This is a genomic window from Paenibacillus sp. J31R98 (assembly GCF_056269245.1).
In genome coordinates this window covers 1-19,408 of record NZ_JBWDNO010000015.1, presented here as the reverse complement: position 1 = coordinate 19,408, position 19,408 = coordinate 1, and the positions used below count along the sequence as shown (strand labels likewise).

Genomic DNA, 19,408 nt, shown 5'->3' with positions numbered 1-19,408 from the left:
GCGTATGCTAGAGGGGTACCTGTAAAACTGATAATTCCTACAACTTAAGGAGCGCGCCGCGATGTCTAACCGAACCAAAATGACAGCGATTTTCACCACGATTTTCGCCCTGCTCGCCTCCGTCATTGCGATTTCCGTCTATCAGACGAATGATCTTCGGCGAACGATCCACAAAGTCGAAATGAATTGGATGCCTAGCATTGCGAAAATCACTGTTTTAGAAGACGAATTCACACAAGTGCGCGTGGATATGCACAAAATTCTGCTTACGGATGATAGAGCGATGAAGGAACAACTCGCTGAATCGATTCGCAAAGAACAAGAACGGTTCAAGACGGATATGCAAGGTTATTCGTATTTGAATAACTCCGATGAAGAAACAGAGATCTTCCTGAACGTTGGCAAGTTCACGGATTCCTATTTCAAGACAGGACTGATGATCGTCGAGGCTGCGCTGGCAGGAGAGAAAGATACCGGGCTTGCCCTGCTCGCCCAGCTGTCTCCGACTCGTCAGCAAGCGGATTCCGCGCTTAACAAATGGGTCGAGTACAACTTGAGCGGGACGCAGCACGACGTTGAGAAATCAGCCAGCCAACAATCGCTGAGCCAAACGATGGTTATTCTGATCGGCTTGATTGCGCTGGTGACAGGCGCTATCTTCCTCCTTGTTAACCGTTCCATTCGCCGCCGGGCTAACCGTGATCTGTCGCTGGAGAAGGAGAAGGCGCAGCAGTATCTCGACATTGTGGAAGTCATCATCGTTGCATACGATCCGGACGGTCGGATTACACGGATTAACCGAGAGGGCTGCCGCTTGCTGGAGAGTTCGGAGCAAGAATTGCTTGGCCAGAATTGGTTCAACAACGAGATGTTCCAATTTGAAGACAACGATGGCGCCATTGTTACGAGTTCCGGTTCTAGAAGGTTCATTTCCTGGAATAACACGATTGTTCGCGACAAGGCTGGGCAGATGATTGGGACGCTGCGGGCTGGGATGGATATTACCGAGCGTAAGCAAGCTGAAGAAGCGCTTCATCATTACAAATCGCATCTGGAGGTGCTTGTCGAAGAGCGGACAACAGAGCTTGAGAACAAGAACGCGATGCTCGAGGAAGCGAAGGATACAGCGGATACGGCGAATCGCGCGAAGAGCGAGTTTCTTGCCAACATGAGCCATGAGATCCGTACGCCGATGAACGCTGTTATTGGCCTCAGCTATCTGCTTCAACAAACGGAGCTAACGGAGCAGCAAAAAGGCTATGTGAACAACACGATCATCTCTGCGAAGAATCTCATTACGCTTATTAACGATGTGCTCGATTTCTCCAAGATCGAAGCGAACAAGGTAGTCCTGGAGCAAATTGAGTTTGACCTGTACGAGGTGCTGAACCAAATCTCGAATTTGATCAGCATTAAAGCGTTCGACAAAGGGCTTAAGCTGCACTTCTCCATTCATCCTGACGTGCCGCAGATGCTGGTCGGAGATCCATTCCGGCTCAATCAGATTCTGCTCAATCTATCCAATAATGCGGTCAAATTTACGGAAGAGGGTGAAGTGACGTTCGAGGTGAAGGCGCTGCGCCTGGATAAGCACGGCGTTACGCTCTCCTTCGCGGTTCGGGATACGGGCATCGGCATATCGCGCGAGCAGCAGGACAAGCTGTTCCGCCAGTTCACGCAAGCCGATATGTCGACAACCCGCAAGTACGGCGGAACCGGCCTTGGCCTTGTCATTAGCAAGAATCTCGTCGAGCTGATGGGCGGCTTGATCGAGGTACATAGTGAGCCTGACGAAGGCAGCTGCTTCTCCTTCACCGCACAGTTTGGCCACAGCGATGGCAGAGCACTCGCGATGCAAGAGGCGGAGGACGTCAAGCTGAAGTATCTGCGCGTACTGCTCGTCTGCGACAATATCGAGATGCAGCAGGTGCTGAAGAAGCAGCTGGAGCAGTTCCAATGCGTTGTCGGCACCGCCATCTCGGAGGAAGATGCGTTCGAGCATATCGCACGCAGCGGCCGCTACGATCTCGTTATAGTCGATTGGATGCTGCAGAGTGATGTTACCTTACAGCTTGCTGAACGAATCAAGCAAGAGTTCGCAGCTCCTCTCCAGGTGATCGTGCTGATTAGCGCATATCACGAGTCTGGCCTGCTGCAGGCGGAGCAGTCGCAGTTAGTTGAGAAGGTGCTTCACTATCCGATCAGCCAGTCACAGCTGTACAACGAGATGGTCAGCTTGTTCCGGCAGCATTTTCAGACGAAGCATCAGTCCCCGCAGCATGCTCAGCAATCGGACAAATACACTGCCCTGCGCGGTACTCACGTGCTGCTTGTAGAAGATAACGAGATTAATCAGCTCGTCGCCAAGGAGATCTTGCGCGAGATGGGCATCCACGTCGATGTCGCGGAGAATGGGCAGGAGGCTGTCAATTGGGTCATGCGGGAGCATTATGACGCCATTCTGATGGATCTGCAGATGCCTGTCATGGACGGCTTTGAAGCCACTCACGCGATTCGCGGTTTAGCGCAAGGCAACGATATGCCCATTATTGCGATGACTGCCGATGCGATGAAGGGCGTCAAGGAGCAAGTGCTTGAAGCCGGCATGGATGCGTATATTACGAAGCCGTTCGATCCGATTCAGCTGTTCAGCATATTGCAGCGTCTTATTCAGACGTCCAAAACGAAGGAAACTGCACATTCTTCCTAATTGTTGTGAAGCCATGAAGTTGTGAACGCCGTTATTTGGGGGCATCGAATGCCTTTGAATAACGGCGTTTTGCATGACAGATAGGTCTTTGGAACCTGTAACTTTAGAACTATGTCAAAAAGAGGATTTTACGCCCATTGTGTCGAATAGTTAGAGATAAGCAAATGTTTGTGCCGAAGGGAATTGTGATTGTCATGCGAGCAGCAGCCGAACGGACTGCGCCTTCGAATGAGGGCGGATTTACTTTGGTCGAAATATTAACTTGCCTCGTCGTCATTGCTATTGCTGGACTTGCGATGACGGCTTTTTTTGTTCATGCGCTCTCGTATTCCAAGGGCAATCAGAACAAGACCGTTATGATTAATCTTGCGCGCAATACGCTGTTCTACATGCAGAAGCAATCTGATTTCGATAAGATGAACACTTATTTCAAGATTGGACAGCCGCTTGGTATTGGTGAGAAGCGCAAAGTCATTAATTCGGATGGCTGCCCGTCAGGAAGCAGCACTTGTACGGATTATGCCGATCTTGTTGCAGATTCAGAAACGCTTGTCTATATTTTGAACCCGGAAGTAAACGGTGTGCCTTATCGCGTCACGATCAGCTATCAAGATCAGCTTCATGACGAGCTCGATTCCGATACACAGACTGGCGGTACATCGAACGACAGCCGAATCGGCAGCTATTTGCTCCCAATAAAGGTCGAAGTTGAGGAAGCGGTAAAGGACGATAATGGACAGCTTGAGCAGCCTTCCAAGAGGGAGCGTACTGAAGTGGAGGGATACATAACCGATGAAGCGATTCGTTAACCATTACCGTGCTGAACAAGGCTTCACGCTCATCGAACTGATTGCGTCGATTACTTTGCTCTCCGTCGTGCTAGGCGTAATCTACTCTTCCATTACATTCGGCCTCAATACCTATCACAAAGTTCGAATTGAGAATGCGCTGCGCGATGAAGGCGATCTGATCATGTCCTCTATCATTAGCGAGCTGTACCAGGTCGGACCAATCCGGATCTCGCAAGCCGATCCTCTCCGTCAGTCCATGGTGCTTACTCTTCCGGAAGTTGAGTCAGGCGATGGCTCTGATGGTTCCTCTCAGCTGGAGAAGATTCAATTCAAGGCATCGAATGATGCGGGTAAGACTGTGCTCTACATTGGCAATCGTGAAGTCGCCGTGCAATCAGACATCGTTACAGATCTTGTTAGGCCGACAAGCGCCTCCGCGATGATCGTCTCTTGCTTGAATAGCAATGCCGCCAGCGGCTGCAGCAGCGGATTGATTGAGATTAAGCTGAAACTGAGGCAAGTATTTGGAAATAAGAACTACGATCTCGATCTGGAGAGCAGATTCGGATTCTAAAGGAAGGAGACTGCCGGCCATGTGGAGAGAAGAACGAGGCTCGGCCTTGCTGCTTGTTGTATTTATGCTGCTGCTCTTCACGATGCTAGGCGTTGCTGTGCTCGGCGCCACGATTGGCGGTGCAACACGAGCGCAGAAGAACGAGGACAATCTGCAGACGGTTCATCTGGCAGATAAAGCGCTTAGTGAAGCGATTGCGCACATTATGGCGCAGTTCGATAATCAGTCGATCAGCCCGTCCCAAATTGTGCAGCAAGCTGAGGATTTCGTGGAGAAATTCAATGATTATACGGTGCGCACCAACTCTGAGCTTGATCAAGCGAAGAAGCCTGAATATCAGATCAAGAACATTTGTCTGCTCGGAGTGCCGTCTGAGTTTTCGAAGCAAAGCCTCTACTGCGCTGACCACAAGATCGGAGATGCCGCAAGTCTGAGCGCAGAAGCTGCAAGCGGCGATGAGACGACGTATTTGACATCGCTGCGCGTCACCGCAGAAGCTGAGGTGAACGGCGTGAAACGCGACCTCACGCAAGAAGTGACACTCGATACGTTCCCGGATTTTCTGAAATATGCAATGGGCTCCGAAGGCGATGTAGTCATAAACGGCGCTCCGCTCTTTATTGGCAACATCTATGCGGGTAATCAACTGCTCATCCAGAACGTAGCGAACTATACCTATCGCGGCAATGTCGATCTTCCCGCAAGCACACAGTTTCTCTATGTGAATCCGCTAGCAGGCTCAGCACCGATCGACGGAATCTTCGACAATGACGGAGACCTGCTCGAAAGCGGTAAAATCCAGATTGAGTCCGCGAACAACGTCAAATATCGTTTAGGTTCAAGCGGAGTCTATCAGGAGCTTCAGCCGGATTCGCAGGATACGCAGTATCATGGTCTCCAAACGAAGATTGAGCTGGCCGAGAAGAAGAAATTTATTTCTATTGAAGTGCCTCAATCCTTCATTGATAAAGCTTTCGATTCTCTCGGTGATGGGGGTCCAGTAGATTTCACGCTGCGAGATGGCTTATGGAAAGCCTATAACAACCATCCGATTAATCCAGAGAATGAGCTGATGGACCAGTTGAGAGCCGATTTCGGCGCTGTCTATCCGGACTTCGTTCAGAACAGGCTGCTGACAATTCCATCGAAGCCTGCAGCTGATGCGTCTTCCGAGCAATTATCGGAGTATCATCATGCAATGAACCAGCTGAACGACCGCCTAAGCCACCTGACTGGTCCGGTTTATGTGGATGGCGATCTCACGATCGGCAAAGAAGGGCTGGGTAAGATTTTCTACGACGTCGCTACCAAGGGAGCGCATGATTGGCTTATCGTGAACGGGAACTTGACGATTGATAATGATGATCCCAACACTGCAATTCCGATCAGGGCAAACATCTTGGTCAAAGGAAACGTCAATCTCGCAGGGAAGCTCGAGATGGATTCGACCATCTATTCGTTAGTAGGTAGCGGAACGAACGAGATCGCCGACGCTCAAATCCGTGGTTTAACGGTCAATCAAGTGAAACGCGAGCTTGTTATGATCGCGAACGGACGAATCGACCTCTACCGGGTCGATTCCTTCCAGAAGCTCGGCAGCGGTTATAGGCAGTCGAGCCCGAACACGCTAGATGGCTTCTTCTACACCGATAAGGAAGCCAAGCTCTACGGAGTCGGCTCTCTCTTCTGGATTCACGGCGGTTTTTTTGCTAGGGAAGGGATGGAAATTAACGCCGTGCTTGGCGATACAACTGAGGTTCCTAATCAAAGCACCTTGTCATTCGACAACCAGGATGAAGGAGTCGCCACAGAAGATCATGCCCGCTTCGTCATTGACTATAACCGAGATGTCTTCATTAACCAGCAAGCCGGTCTGCCTCGCGTAAACAAGATTAGAGTTCACATCGGGCAGAAGAAGCTGCTCCCAGCTTCATAGCTCTCCATACAAAAATGGTGGTGCAGGATCGTTAGATCCCGCACCACCATTTTTATTTGTTCTAGTATCGATCCTCATTCGTTACCGTCACCAGCACTTTGAACGTCAAGCCCAGCTTTGGTTCATAAATCTTTATCGTAGCCGTCCCTTTACGCTTGCCGGTAATGAGGCCATCCTGTGTAACCGTCACGATGTTATTGTTATCAGACGACCACTGGAGACCTTGTAGCAACGATTCTCTAAGACGCTCAGGCGAAACTTGCAGCACCTTGGGATCCGCCAAATTCATCGTATCCCCTTGATACAGATTCGCCTTTTGCGGTGGCATCATATTGACGATATCGATCTGCTTCGTCGCCGACAGATCAACGCCAGCTGGCGTATGTATCGTCACCACGATGGTGATCGTACCGCTATCACCTGATCCTGTTACCAGCTTGCCCGTTTCCGGATCAATCGTAGTACTTGCCGAATGGCTGCCCTGTATCGACCATTCCGGCAAATAGTTGAAGGATGGCTCTCCAGCGCTGCCGCTCCATGCAATGCCAAGATCCGTAATTGGATTACCTGCCTTCACGATCTCAGCACCGCTAATCGCAGGCTTACGATCTTGAATGATAATCTGCAGATCCTTCGTTAGAGTAACATTGCTTGGCAATGTAACATTAACCGTTACAGTCACCGTCCCTGGGGACAAGGACTTCAGCTCGTTCATCAGCTGCTTCCCTGTACTTGAAGCTGTAACCGCACCTACCGATGTGTTTGACGTAGTCCAGGCTACACTCTGCACAACGCTGTTGTCCGCAATTGGCGTCTGATCGCTCGCCTTCAACAAAGCAGCATTCAGAGAAATCGTATCGCCAACCCCAGCCGTCTGAGCGCCGGACAGCTTCAGAACTGGATTCTCAATCGTAATCTGCTTTGTCATATCATACGGTACAGTCACTTTGGACCCATCAAGTGTCGAGACATATGTCGTCTCCACGTGCAATGTAACGGTAATCGTGCCTGCCTTCTGTCCCGTCAGCTTCGTCTGCCAGCTGCCTGTGCTCGGACTAACCACAGCATCGGTAGGATTGAAGACACTCCACTTGATGCTGCTCATGTTCACCGTTTCACGGCTCGGCTTAATCAAGCTTCCAGAGAGATCAAGTGTCGATCCAATCCCTACAGTGTCTGCGCCAATAATGTTCAGTCCTGATTCCAGCACGGTCACTTTCGCGCTTGCCGATTTGCCGGAGATGGCATCCGTCACTGTAATCGTCGCTTCGCCTTTAGCCCCTGCGGTCACGAAGCCGTTGCCCGCATTCGTCGTAATAATTGAAGCAACACTGGAATTAGACGATGTCCAGCTGAATTTCGGCGTTGCATCTGCAGGCGTATACGAAGGGATGACCGTCGCTGTATCGTATACCGTAGCTCCGGTGCTGTCCTTCCGGTTCACCAACGTCAAATCATCTACGCTGATGGATAAACCCGTTACTTTTACAATCGAATTGATCGTATAAGAATCATATGGCAAAGTCATCGTCGACGCTTGTCCAACATCTCTGAACGAAAGGCTCGCACGGTTGAGCGGCAATGTGCCTGTGACCGTCGGCTTCACTGTAATGTTGAAATTAATCGGCGCTGCAGTGTAGTTCTTCCCATCAGCCGCGAGTGCATACGTAATCGTGTTGAAGCTGCCGCTAATGGTATAGCCACTGTTCACGTCCCCGCTCTTCGTTAGCCCGGAAGGCAGCGAGCCTACAATTTCGAGGCCAGCCGGCAGCGTTTCATTAAAGGTGAGCCCTTGAATCTTCAAGCTCGAAGCGTTCACCGAGCCTGAATTCGCAATCGGCTTCGGCGTAGCGGAATAACTCATCGTTGCCGTCGTACCCCGCTCCATCACAAGCTCATGACCGGAACTGGAATCCAGCCCCGATATCGTACGCTGAACGGTCAGATTAGAAGAAATTTTCTTGATTTTGACCGGAATGGATTTCGTCGCTTTCGCGCCTGACTTATCCGTCACGGTAACGTTAATCGTCATATCCCCGTCGCCTGTGAATGGATTCGGAATAACCTGATTGACCGTCGAACCCGATACGGTAGTCATTTTGTCCATATCAACCGTCTTCGTCCCCGAGCCATTATTGTACGTATAGCTGATCTGTACGTTAAGGTTGCGATCGGCAAAATCATAATCCTCCGGCATGAAGCTTAAATTAATTGATTGATAGCTTGGGATAAAGTTATCCGTCGTTGACGAATAGTCCACCGGATTGTACACCGTCAATAGCGGCGCATGGTTAGAGCCCATATAAGCTCTGTACATCGTATTGACGAACAGCTTCTGTTCCCAATCCGGGAAGTTAGTGTTCGTATGGCCTGTACCTGAGTAGGTCACATTGCCCTTCGAGTATGTATAGTAATGGTTCCAACTGTCATCCGTGTCATCGCGGCTGCCGCCTGTTATGTTGTACCAAGGCACGACTGTTTCATCCTCGAGATCCAGCGTGAAATATTGGTTATGCGTTGTCGCAACCGTCGGCGTCGAATTGTTCAAATTGAACGGGAATTGATTGAGCAGGCCATCGTTCACTTTCTTCACGGTCGTCGACGTATTCGGGGCACCGAGACCAAGATTCGTCCATGGCTCAATCTGGCCCGTTGTTTGCTGGAACTTGTTGATCCATGTGTTCCGGTCTGTTCCTGAGCTTGAGAAAACCGTATCATGCGTGAACATGACACTCTGGCCCGTCTTAATGAAGTTATTGACTACATCGGCAGTTGCATTCGTTATACTCGCATTGGCATTGTAAGAATCGGCAAAACCGAAGATCAGCATGTCGTATGATCCATTCAGCCCGCTCTTGTCACTGGTATTAAAATCATTGAACTTCATCGTCGTGATAGAAATATTGTACTCACCAGTTGAAGTCAGATAAGACTGGTTCAGGTTAGTGCTTTTCTTCAGACTACTGACGTCCGAATCATTGGCCATGATTTGAAGCACGCGAACATTCGTTACCTGATCGCGATATCGGAAGACGCCAGTTTCATAGCTTCGCAGCTTCGTCTGCTGATCAATAATTTCAAGCTTCCAATAGAACAAGCCTGAATAGCCTTTCGGCAGCACATATGATAATTCACCTTCTTGATTCGTAACAGGTGCGCTTGCCACGATCTGATCGGTGCCGAAGGTTGCGGCCTTATCAAGGCCAAGATATAAATTCACTGTCAGGCTGCCTTGCCCAAAATCACTGAAATTCGGCACATTATAGCCGAACGTAAGCTTGTCCCCCGCGCGGTACAACGTAGACGAATTAATCAAGTAAGAAGTCGGCTGACTACTGAGTACAAGCTCCGGACGTTGATTTAATAGCTCGCTGTAAGTGGAGAATCGACTAGCAAGATTGCTTAAACCCGATGCATTCAGGAAGATGACGTTATCGCGCCCAGCGGTCGAGTATGGAGCAAAAGTCGTATACAGATTACCGTGCAAGGCGGTGAAAGTGTTGCTCACGATCTTGCCTTGATAGAGCAGGCCGCTCTTCGAAGACGCATCGCTATAGATCAAGACTAACTGTCCCTTGCTTATATATTGGTCAACGATCTCCTTTGCCTTCAGCATCGTAATATCGTTCTCAAGACTTTTCGTCGCATGATCGGCAGTTTTGCCGAGCTTGGTCGGGTTGTAATTGCCTTTACCAATGTAGATAGCATCATACTTGCCGTCTAGTTCGCCGCGCAGCGCCACGAACCGTTTCATGCTAAGCGTGTCGATCGACACATTCGGAAGCGAGCCGAGCACATCTTGCAAATCGGAATCGCCACTATCTGTAATTTCAAGCAGCTTCGTGACGTCCTTGGAGAAATACAATTTGGTTCCATCGCTGGAATCGCTCTTCGAAGCATAGAGCTTTGAGTTAGAAGATTTCACGTATACATATTTATTACTGTTGCCGGCACTCAATAAGTCGTTGCTCTTTTTGAACTTCTCATTTGAGCCAATAGCAGCGGACGTCGCTTGAAGGGGCAACGGATTATTATCCTGGTCCACAGTAGCAGTCACATACATCCCGCTAAGTTTGGATTTAATGGAATATGTATTATCACTATTCGATATCAGTTCGAACTGCTCAGCAGCCGTACCGATGCTGGTCGTGCTTGCAGTCAGCACATTGCCAGAGCCAACAGTTAGAAATTTATTGGTGCTTGTCTTTATCGCGTAGTAAACCGTGCTGTCGGCATAGGCTTTCCCACGAAGCTCAGGTATTACAATTAATCCAACGATTATACAGACTAGAACAAGCCTTGCTATCAGCTTCCTCATTCTCGCGCTCACAGTTACCCCTCCTAATCTGTAAACCATTTACATTTTTAACCAGTTCTAAAGTACTAGATTCATCTCCTTCTATTATACTTCTAAACCTCTGAGAAAAATAGAACTTTTTGTTAATTTTTGCTCAATAGAATCCTTTATTGTCTAATAGAGTCAGGTATGTGTATAATGAGATTACACCAGCAAAAAGTGGCAATTTTCTTGAATAAAGCGACTATTTCTTCCAACCCTCGCACAGATGATTTTGGGTCTATAGTCCTACAACTAGGGATTCCCTTTTTCCATTTGTTTTTCTATGCGTTTTAAGAGGATGTGAGAAACGATGAGCACGGTAAAGAAGAAACGGCTCGGCGATTTGCTCATAGAGAGCAGCGTCATATCAGAAGAGCAGCTGCAACAGGCACTGCGAGAGCAAAGCAAGACGAAGCAGAAGCTTGGCGACTTACTCATCACGCAGGGTTATATTACGGAGCAGCAGCTCTTTGAGGTTCTCGAAGTGCAGCTCGGTATCCCCCATGTCAGCTTGTTCAAGTACCAGATTGATCCGACCATCACCCAGATTATTCCGGAGAGCCTTGCTCGCCGTTACCAAGCGATTCCCCTACATAAAGAAGGCGGCAAGCTGCTTGTTGCCATGGCCGACCCACTTGACTATTTCGCTATTGAAGAGCTCCGAATGTCGACAGGATTTCGAATTGAACCTGCCATATCCGGCCGGGATGAGCTGCAGCGCGCTATCGCCAGGCACTATGGGCTACAAGATTCCATGTCGCAAATTCTCGGCGATCTCCCTTCAACGGACGAAATCCGCGAGACAGAAATTACAGACGAAGACTCCCCTGTCGTACGGCTTGTCAACCAGATGATTCAACAAGCGGTGCAGCTTCAAGTGTCTGATATTCACGTCGATCCAGGCGAGACGAATGTAGCTATTCGTTACCGGCTCGATGGCGTACTCAGAACCGAGCGTACCATTCCGAAGCAGATGCAAGGCTTCATTACTGCACGCCTTAAGATTATGGCGAAGCTCAACATTGCCGAGCGTCGTCTGCCTCAAGACGGTAGGTTGAAGATGCAGGTCGATTACAAGACGATTGATATCCGCGTCTCCTCTTTGCCGACCATTCATGGCGAGAAGATCGTACTGCGAATACTCGATCTCAGTGTCGGAGTGAAGGCGATCGACCAGCTTGGCTTCAGCCGCTACAACTATCAGATTTTCAGAGAGATCATTGGCGTTCCCTACGGCATTATCCTTATTACAGGTCCAACCGGAAGCGGCAAGACGACGACCCTTTATTCCGCGCTGCAGCATCTGAATAAGGAAGATACGAACATCGTCACGATCGAGGACCCGGTCGAATACCAGCTTGAGGGCATTAATCAAGTGCATGTGAATCCGCAGATCGGGCTTACTTTTGCAGCTGGCTTACGCTCCATCCTTAGGCAAGATCCGAACATCATCATGGTCGGCGAAATCCGGGATACCGAGACGGCGGAGATTGCTATTCGCGCTTCGCTCACGGGCCATTTGGTCTTGTCAACATTGCATACGAATGACGCGGCAAGCTCCATTACAAGGCTTCGGGATATGGGCATTGCTCCTTATTTAATTGCTTCTTCGCTTGTCGGGATTGTCGCTCAGCGTCTCGTTAGACGGATATGCCCAAACTGCAAGACGGCGTACACGCCATCGGAGCAGGAAGACATCTTCCTTAGCAATCACGGCATCAAGGCAGACAAGCTCTACAAGGGCAGCGGCTGCGGCGATTGTAACCAGACGGGATATCGCGGCAGGTTAGCCATACACGAAGTGCTTGCAGTCAATGACACCATTCGCCAGCAGATTAGCCAGGAAACTTCGGTTCGCGATTTGCGCAAGGCGGCGGAGGAGCACGGTTTGATTCAGCTTATGCAGGACAGCCTGGACAAGGCGGCGCAAGGCATCACCTCGCTGCAAGAAGTGCTTCGCGAGACCGTATTCCATTAATACAGGGGGCAAAATCATGACTCAACCATTGGAACAAATTACGAACCTGCTGCGACAAGCCCATGAGAGCAAAGCATCTGACCTGCACATATCGGTCGGCTCCCCTCCTGTAATGCGCGTGCACGGCTCACTCCAGCGGCTTGGCCAAGAGGAAGTGACGCTCGAGCACTCCAGAGCAATGGCGACCGCCCTGCTGACCGAAGCTCAGCTCGCACATTTCGACCAAGCCGGAGAGGTTGACTTCTCTTACGAGCTGGAAGGATACTCTCGCTACCGGATCAATGCATTCCGCCAGCGTGGCAAAGTCAGCATCGCGATTCGTACCATTCCGACTCGCATTCCAACACTCGAGCAGCTGCAATTGCCGGCCGTCATTCAGACGCTTGCGAACAAGCACCAAGGGCTTGTCCTGGTGACTGGCCCAACTGGAAGCGGCAAGTCTTCAACGCTTGCTGCGATGATCGACTACATAAATCGGACACAGAAGAAACATATCGTCACACTTGAAGATCCGATTGAATTCCTCCATACCCATGCTGATTCCGTCGTGGATCAGCGCGAGGTTGGCAGCGATACGAAGAGCTTCAGCAATGGGCTGCGCGCTGCGCTCCGCCAGGATCCAGACGTCATTCTGGTCGGGGAGATGCGCGACCTGGAGACAATCTCCGCCGCAGTTACGGCAGCGGAGACCGGCCACTTGGTGTTTGCTACGCTGCATACGACAGATGCTCCGCAGACGATTGACCGTATCATTGATGCGTTCCCATCGCATCAGCAAGGGCAGATCCGGGCTCAGCTTGCAGCCGTGCTGCTCGGCGTTGTCTCCCAGCGTCTCCTGCCGCGTCCCGGTGGTGAAGGCCGTTCATGCGCTACGGAGATTATGATCAACACTCCTGCGGTGGCGAATTTGATCCGTACAGAGAAGGTTCATCAGATCAAGAGCATCATGCAGACCGGCCGTGCGCAAGGCATGCATACGCTGGACGCTTCGATCAAGGAATTGCTTCAGACTGGACGTGTTGACCGTGCTGCCGCCGCTGTCTACTTGACTGAAGGTATAGGCTAATGGCTCAGTTCGCCTATCACGTCAAGACAAGCAGCGGCAAGCAGCTGAAAGGTCAAATGTCCGCTATGGACAAGTCGGCTGCTGTTGAGGAGTTGCGCAAGCGCGGGCTTGTCGTTCTCTCGCTGAATGAGCATCGGAATACGGTGCTCTCAATGGAGATTTACATCGGGAATCCCGTTAAGCCGCAGCACTTCATCGTGTATTGCCGCCAGTTTGCAACACTTATTCGGGCAGGCGTTACGATTGTGGACGCTACCGGCATACTCGCTCAACAGACCGAGAGCAAGCCACTCAAGAAAGCATTGCTGGACGTCCATTCCAGCCTGCTCCGAGGCAACGCCTTTTCACTCTCGGCCAGTGAGCACAAAAGAATCTTCCCTCCCATGTTCATCAGTATGATTCGAGCAGGGGAAGAGTCGGGCGACTTGGAAGGCACGCTAGACCGGCTGGCACAGACCTTCGAGAAGCAGCATATCACGCGGGAGAAGATCAAGTCGGCGCTCACTTATCCAGTTGTCGTCGGATTACTGGCTGTCGCCGCAGTGATTTACTTGCTCAAAGCCGTCGTCCCGCAGTTCGTCAACATGTTCAACTCTATGGATGCTCAATTGCCAGCCATAACGAAGATGGTCATGGCTGTTAGCGGCAGCGTTGAACATCAGTGGTATCTATGGCTGCTCGTCATTGCACTCATAGGAATTGGATACTTTGCAGCAGGACGTACTAGCAAGGGGGCTTATTATATTGATTACATGAAGCTGAAGGTACCGATCTTTGGCAAGCTGAAGCAGAAAGGCGTCATCGCGCAGCTGTCGCGAACGTTATCCTCGCTCTATGCTAGCTCCGTACCGATGCTTCAAGCGCTCGCAATCGTCGAAGAGATCGTCGCCAACCGCGTAGTCGGACAAGTAATCAGGAACTCTGCCGAATCGCTTCGTCAAGGTATGCCGCTATCCGATCCGCTGAAGAAGTCGTGGGTGATCCCGCCTCTTGTAACGCAGATGATCGCAATCGGTGAGGAGACCGGCTCACTAGATATGATGCTTGCCAAAGTTGCTGACTTCTACGAAATGGACGTTGAGCAAACAGTAGACCGGCTCAAGTCGTTGATTGAACCGCTGCTGCTCGTATTTCTCGCAGGTGTTGTTGGAACTATCGTCGCGGCTATCATGCTGCCGATGTTCAGTTTATATAGCCAGTTAGGCTGACCTCATTGTTCTCGCAGAACGAATGGTAGCTTTATAATTAGAATTTTTAGGAGGAATACACAATGGTCAATGTAATGAAACGTATTCGCAAAGACGAGAAAGGGTTCACACTCATCGAGTTACTAGCGGTTATCGTTATTCTAGGGGTTATTTCTGCAATTGCTATTCCATTGATCGGTGGCGTTATTAATAAGTCCAAAAAAGATTCGGATCTTGCGACAGCTAGACAGATTTTCGAGGCTTCACGCTTGTATGTAACGGCTGAGCTTAACGGCGACTATAAGACTAAGCTTTCAACTCAGCCGGCAGCTGACACGGACCTCGAAATTCCTATTGCAACATTGCAAACAGCAGGCTACTTGGAAACACCTATATACCTTCCTAGTAATAAAGAATCAATTTCAGGCGGCATCGTAAAATACGACCACTCATCAGGAAAGTTGTCGCTTGTATCAATGAAAACTTCTACGCTTTCTGCAGGAAAGTATTACGATGGTGATGATGTCATTTCTACCGATTCTTCAGCAGAACCAAAAACGGGTTTAGGAACCTAGCTAATACCGTTCCACCTACTCCTACTCCCACCACACCCCACGAGGAACCGGATTCGTTCTGGTTCCTCTCTTTTACTCTTAACGAAAGTAGCTATCGCCTATGACGACTGCAATCGCGCTCTATTTTCTGCTTCTAGGCCTCATCTGCGGCTCGTTCTTCAACGTTGTCGGATTGCGTGTGCCGAAGAAGCAGTCGCTCCTTCACCCGCCCTCCCACTGCAGCAGCTGCGGCACGAGGCTGCGGAAACGCGATCTCGTTCCCGTCTTCAGTTATCTATTTGCCAAAGGGCGTTGCAGGCATTGCAGTCAAAAAGTCTCGCCTCTTTACCCTTTTGGTGAAGCAGTTACCGGACTGTTGTTCATGCTGATGTATCTACATTTTGGCTTATCACTTGAATTGATTGCTGCCCTACTGTTTGTCAGCTTGTGCGTCATCATAACGGTATCCGATCTGGTATATATGCTTATTCCGAACAACGTCCTGCTCGCATTCCTTCCTCTTCTGCTGCTCACACGAATATTGCAGCACGCGGAGCCGCTCTGGCATTATGGACTCGGCGCCTTGCTCGGAGGTGGTATTCTACTGCTCGTCCACATTGTATCGCGCGGTCAGATGGGGCTGGGGGATGTTAAGCTGTTTGCCCTGTGCGGCCTTGTGCTCGGCTTTAAGTCAGTCCTAGTCGCCATGCTGCTCGCATGCTTGGCCGGTACAATTGTTGGCGGCTTGCTTATTCTGATTAAGCGCGCCTCTCGCAAGCAAGCTATTCCTTTCGGACCGTTTCTCGCTCTGGGCTCGCTTGCTGCTTATTGCTACGGTGATGCAGCAATTGATTGGTACTTGAACTTATTGACCTAAAATGGGAAGTGATTGATCATGAATCTAACAGGCTCCAAAACCATTGGCATAACCATCGATGAGTCTGGCATCCGATATGCCAGCTTGCGCAAGAAGAAGGCTTGGACAATCGATCGGTCAGGTTTTCTCGCCTTTCCAGACGGCATCGTAGTGGATGATCAGCTCGCGAATGCTGCCGGAATACGCGGCTCTTTTAAGAAATGGGTGAATAAAGAGAAGCTTACCGGCGCATCTGTTACGTTAGCTGTGCCAACCTCGCAAATTATCGTACGCAAAATGCGTATCCCTTCAACGAACACCAAGGAGCTTCGGCATCTCATCGAGCTGGAAGTCGAAACAACGCTTCACCTGCCTTTTGAGGAGCCGGTCTACGATTATTTGATCATGAGCAAGGATGAGGAAAGCACGCATGTGCTTATTTTCGCCGCGCCGCTCAAATGGATACGCGCTGCAGTCGATCTGCTTCAGGAAGCCCGTCTTCGTGTCAAAATGGTTTCCTTTCCCGCAGCCGCGCTCGCAAAATCATTATTCACGCAGCAAGCGGAAAAGGCGAGCGAAACGATGGTTATCCATCTTGGCGATACGACGATGGAGATCTTCATGTTCCATGAGGGCAGCCCAATCTTCATGCGCACCATATCGCTTCAAGAGCTTGGCGGCCATGAGTCTGGTCAATTGAGCGAGTTTCAGGTTGGCGAGCTAACCGCTGAAATTTCCCGTATTCTAAACTTCTATCAATTCGGGCTCCATGAGGGCGCTTCACGGATCACGAAGGCCATTATAGCCGGCACTCCCGCGGCCAAACAAAGCCTCATCGCTGCGCTGCGCGACACTCATCCGGACATAGATATGAACGATACAGCATTCCATGCATTCGAGCCGAATATCTTTGCAGGCAGACAAGGCGCCTACCTGCTACCGGCTGGCCTGGCTTTGCCTCGTGATCCAAGCTTTACAATTAACCTGCTACCTCGCCGCGCTACAAGTGAATCCAAGCGTTTCCCGGTAGCGATAGTTGCTGCGCTCGCTGTCTGGTTGCTTCTAACCGCATTGTCCGGTTATTCTTACTTGGACAACCGTTCTGCTGAAGCAAGTCAAGCCAGCAGAGTGCAAGCGCTGAACGATCAGATTGCGCTGCTTGAGAATGAGCTTATCTCCGGAGCAGAGGGGAGCCAATCGAACCCTCTGAATGAGATAGAGATGATTAAGAACAAGCAGCGGGACGTTGTGGCTATCGCGCGTGAGCTTGATCAGAAGCTGCCTGCTGGAGCAGTTATCCGAACAATGAGCTATACCGAGCAGGGTCAGATCGCGATCAGCGCCAGCTTCTTGAAGATGGGCGATATGTCTCGCTACCTGTTTGATCTGCACCGTATGTCCTTTGCGGATGAAGCCGCTCTGCAAACGATGTCCCGCAGCGAGATCGTAGCCACATCGACTGGCAATGGCGGGGTCGCCGTAACAAAGCCGTATTCAGCTACATTCTCAATTAAGTTGAAGCAGCAGCAAGCGAAGGGGGAGGCGTCAGATGGAACAGCTAAATAAGAACCGCTCACTCGCAGTGCTGCTCATCGCGCTTCTCTTCCTTCTCCTGTTCGCGGCTTACTCTTTCGTGATTAAGCCATCTTCAGGCAATGACTCTGAACAGCAGGCGGAAATCAAACGCCTTACCGGCCAAGCTGAGCTTCTTGGCAAGAAGGTGGCAGAGAAGAAGCAAGCGAATAATGCTTACTCCGAAGCTAGCGTACAGAACGCGCTGCCACTCTGGGATAACACCGAGCAGCTATTGCTCGATCTACAGCGAATTGAGCAAGAGACAGGCACGGCAACTGTTACAGCGACCTTTACAGCAGATGCGCCAGGAGAACAAACCTCCGGTAACACTGATAATACGTCATCGACCGGCACTAGCGACAGTAATGGCTCAGATGGTGCAGCCGACAATAACAATGGTTCCACCTCATTAGGAGCCAATGTGAAGAAGCTTAAAGTTTCAGCCGTGATCAAAGGGCGCTACACAGATGTGCTTCGTTACGTGGAGAAGCTCCAGAAGATGCAGCGGCTCGTGACAGTGGAATCCTTCGATGCGGCCAAAGCAAGCAATGCCGACAAACCGATTTCGTCGAATATTACATTCACTGCTTACTTCGATCCATCATATAAATCACTCGTAAAGCAGATCGTTCTGCCTTACTCAGAATGAACAAGAGCCGCGCCTACCACTGAATAGCTGGTAAACGCGGCTCTTTCTCATCCTAATCGGTTCAGCTATCTCGTAAGCTTGAATACCTCAACCTCCTGCTTGCCATAATAAACGAGTTCGCCAATAAACTACGCTCACCGTCCGCTTATCTTATCTAAGGAGTCATCTTATGAATCAATCAGCTATAAGAGGGGAATCACCCTTGCGGCTATTCGTCGCTGTACCACTGCCGAGCGAAATCAAACAATCCATCTCTACATGGTCTTCTACCCTGCAGCAGCAGCCACAATTTCAATTTCGCAAATGGGTTCATTCCGAAGATTTGCATATTACACTCCAATTTCTCGGTGACACAACATCTGAGCGGATACCGCAGATTATCGAGGGAATGCGTGCTGCTGTAACAGCAATGACGCCATTTCAAATTTGCATAGAATCACTCGGCACATTCGGCCGTCCAACGTTTCCATCCGTTCTATGGGGCGCTATAGGTGGCGATGTGAAGCAGCTTCGCTACTTGCAGGAACAGGTCATCTCGAAACTTAGTACGCTCGGGTTTCCTCCTGAAGAACGTCCATACCATCCTCACCTTACTCTAGCACGAAAATATAACAGAGAAGAGCCTTTCGCTCCTTCAACGCTTGTCCTTCATCAAGAGCCGTCTTCAGCTAAAGGAAAGCCGTTGCAGTGGCAATCCGATTCGATCGTCCTCTACGCCACACACATGCACCAACAACCGATGTACGAAGCTGTATCAGTTATTACATATACTTAGAAGAGCGCAGGCCATAAAGGTCTGCGCTCTTTGATATTAAGGTTGCAGTGCAATCAAGGAACTGCCTCTAAAGACAACAAAAAACCCTTGCCTAAGCAAGGGATATTATTTAAGTAAGAAGCACTTATATGGAGCGGAAGACGGGAATCGAACCCGCGACCCTCGCCTTGGCAAGGCGATGCTCTACCGCTGAGCCACTTCCGCATATAAATGGTGCCGGCGATAGGAGTCGAACCCACGACCTACTGATTACAAGTCAGTTGCTCTACCAACTGAGCTACACCGGCGCGTTATATAGATACTAACACCCTGAAAACTGGATACGAACCTTTGCGAAGGTTTCTTACTTAGCTGGATTTACTTATTTAGGATAAGCCCTCGACCGATTAGTATTCGTCAGCTGCACACGTTGCCGCGC

General features: G+C 50.1%; 13 protein-coding genes and 2 tRNA genes. 12 read left to right on the top strand and 3 right to left on the bottom strand.

Going from position 1 to position 19,408, the window contains the following annotated elements:
- The first annotated feature begins 61 nt into the window (after positions 1-61).
- The 4 genes from AC0YNX_RS30400 to AC0YNX_RS30385 all read left to right on the top strand — a co-directional run bounded on the left by AC0YNX_RS30400 (position 62) and on the right by AC0YNX_RS30385 (position 6,011).
- Entirely contained in the window at positions 62-2,710 is a 2,649-nt protein-coding gene (locus tag AC0YNX_RS30400; RefSeq protein WP_475819420.1) for a response regulator, read from the top strand.
- 170 nt (positions 2,711-2,880) lie between these two features.
- Entirely contained in the window at positions 2,881-3,519 is a 639-nt protein-coding gene (locus AC0YNX_RS30395) for a type IV pilus modification PilV family protein (RefSeq protein WP_475819419.1), read from the top strand.
- Positions 3,503-4,075, top strand: a complete 573-nt coding sequence (locus tag AC0YNX_RS30390) for a PulJ/GspJ family protein (RefSeq protein ID WP_475819418.1) — start codon at positions 3,503-3,505, stop codon at positions 4,073-4,075. Before AC0YNX_RS30395 ends, AC0YNX_RS30390 begins: the two co-directional genes overlap by 17 nt.
- Positions 4,076-4,094: 19 nt before the next feature.
- Positions 4,095-6,011: a hypothetical protein gene (locus AC0YNX_RS30385; protein ID WP_475819417.1), complete on the top strand. Its 1,917-nt coding sequence runs from the start codon at positions 4,095-4,097 to the stop codon at positions 6,009-6,011.
- Positions 6,012-6,072: 61 nt separating this feature from the next.
- On the opposite strand, the gene AC0YNX_RS30380 is transcribed toward AC0YNX_RS30385, so the two are convergent.
- Positions 6,073-10,341 (bottom strand): DUF5057 domain-containing protein, encoded by a 4,269-nt coding sequence (locus tag AC0YNX_RS30380; RefSeq protein ID WP_475819416.1) that lies wholly within the window; start codon positions 10,339-10,341, stop codon positions 6,073-6,075.
- 319 nt (positions 10,342-10,660) lie between these two features.
- On the opposite strand from AC0YNX_RS30380, the gene AC0YNX_RS30375 reads away from it, so the two are divergent.
- The 8 genes from AC0YNX_RS30375 (at position 10,661) to thpR (ending at position 18,990) form a co-directional block, all read left to right on the top strand.
- Positions 10,661-12,328, top strand: a complete 1,668-nt coding sequence (locus AC0YNX_RS30375) for a GspE/PulE family protein (protein WP_475819415.1) — start codon at positions 10,661-10,663, stop codon at positions 12,326-12,328.
- Between the two features lie 16 nt (positions 12,329-12,344).
- Entirely contained in the window at positions 12,345-13,394 is a 1,050-nt protein-coding gene (locus tag AC0YNX_RS30370) for a type IV pilus twitching motility protein PilT (RefSeq protein ID WP_475819414.1), read from the top strand.
- Entirely contained in the window at positions 13,394-14,602 is a 1,209-nt protein-coding gene (locus AC0YNX_RS30365; RefSeq protein ID WP_475819413.1) for a type II secretion system F family protein, read from the top strand. Before AC0YNX_RS30370 ends, AC0YNX_RS30365 begins: the two co-directional genes overlap by 1 nt.
- A gap of 62 nt (positions 14,603-14,664) precedes the next feature.
- Positions 14,665-15,156 (top strand): type II secretion system protein, encoded by a 492-nt coding sequence (locus tag AC0YNX_RS30360; RefSeq protein ID WP_475819412.1) that lies wholly within the window; start codon positions 14,665-14,667, stop codon positions 15,154-15,156.
- A 100-nt stretch (positions 15,157-15,256) separates the two neighbouring features.
- Positions 15,257-16,012, top strand: coding sequence for a prepilin peptidase (locus tag AC0YNX_RS30355; RefSeq protein ID WP_475819411.1), 756 nt, complete (start codon positions 15,257-15,259; stop codon positions 16,010-16,012).
- 18 nt (positions 16,013-16,030) lie between these two features.
- The gene (pilM, locus tag AC0YNX_RS30350; RefSeq protein ID WP_475819410.1) at positions 16,031-17,557 is read left to right on the top strand and encodes a pilus assembly protein PilM; all 1,527 of its coding nucleotides are present in this window, start codon (positions 16,031-16,033) and stop codon (positions 17,555-17,557) included.
- Positions 17,541-18,215: a type 4a pilus biogenesis protein PilO gene (gene pilO, locus AC0YNX_RS30345; RefSeq protein WP_475819409.1), complete on the top strand. Its 675-nt coding sequence runs from the start codon at positions 17,541-17,543 to the stop codon at positions 18,213-18,215. The genes pilM and pilO overlap by 17 nt, the downstream gene beginning before the upstream one ends.
- Before the next feature lie 169 nt (positions 18,216-18,384).
- Complete coding sequence (gene thpR, locus AC0YNX_RS30340; protein WP_475819408.1) at positions 18,385-18,990, top strand: RNA 2',3'-cyclic phosphodiesterase; 606 nt, start codon at positions 18,385-18,387, stop codon at positions 18,988-18,990.
- A 129-nt stretch (positions 18,991-19,119) separates the two neighbouring features.
- Here the strand turns inward: thpR and AC0YNX_RS30335 are convergent.
- Positions 19,120-19,194: transfer RNA gene (locus AC0YNX_RS30335), tRNA-Gly, on the bottom strand.
- 7 nt (positions 19,195-19,201) lie between these two features.
- Positions 19,202-19,277, bottom strand: a tRNA-Thr gene (locus tag AC0YNX_RS30330).
- Between the last annotated feature and the right edge of the window lie 131 nt (positions 19,278-19,408).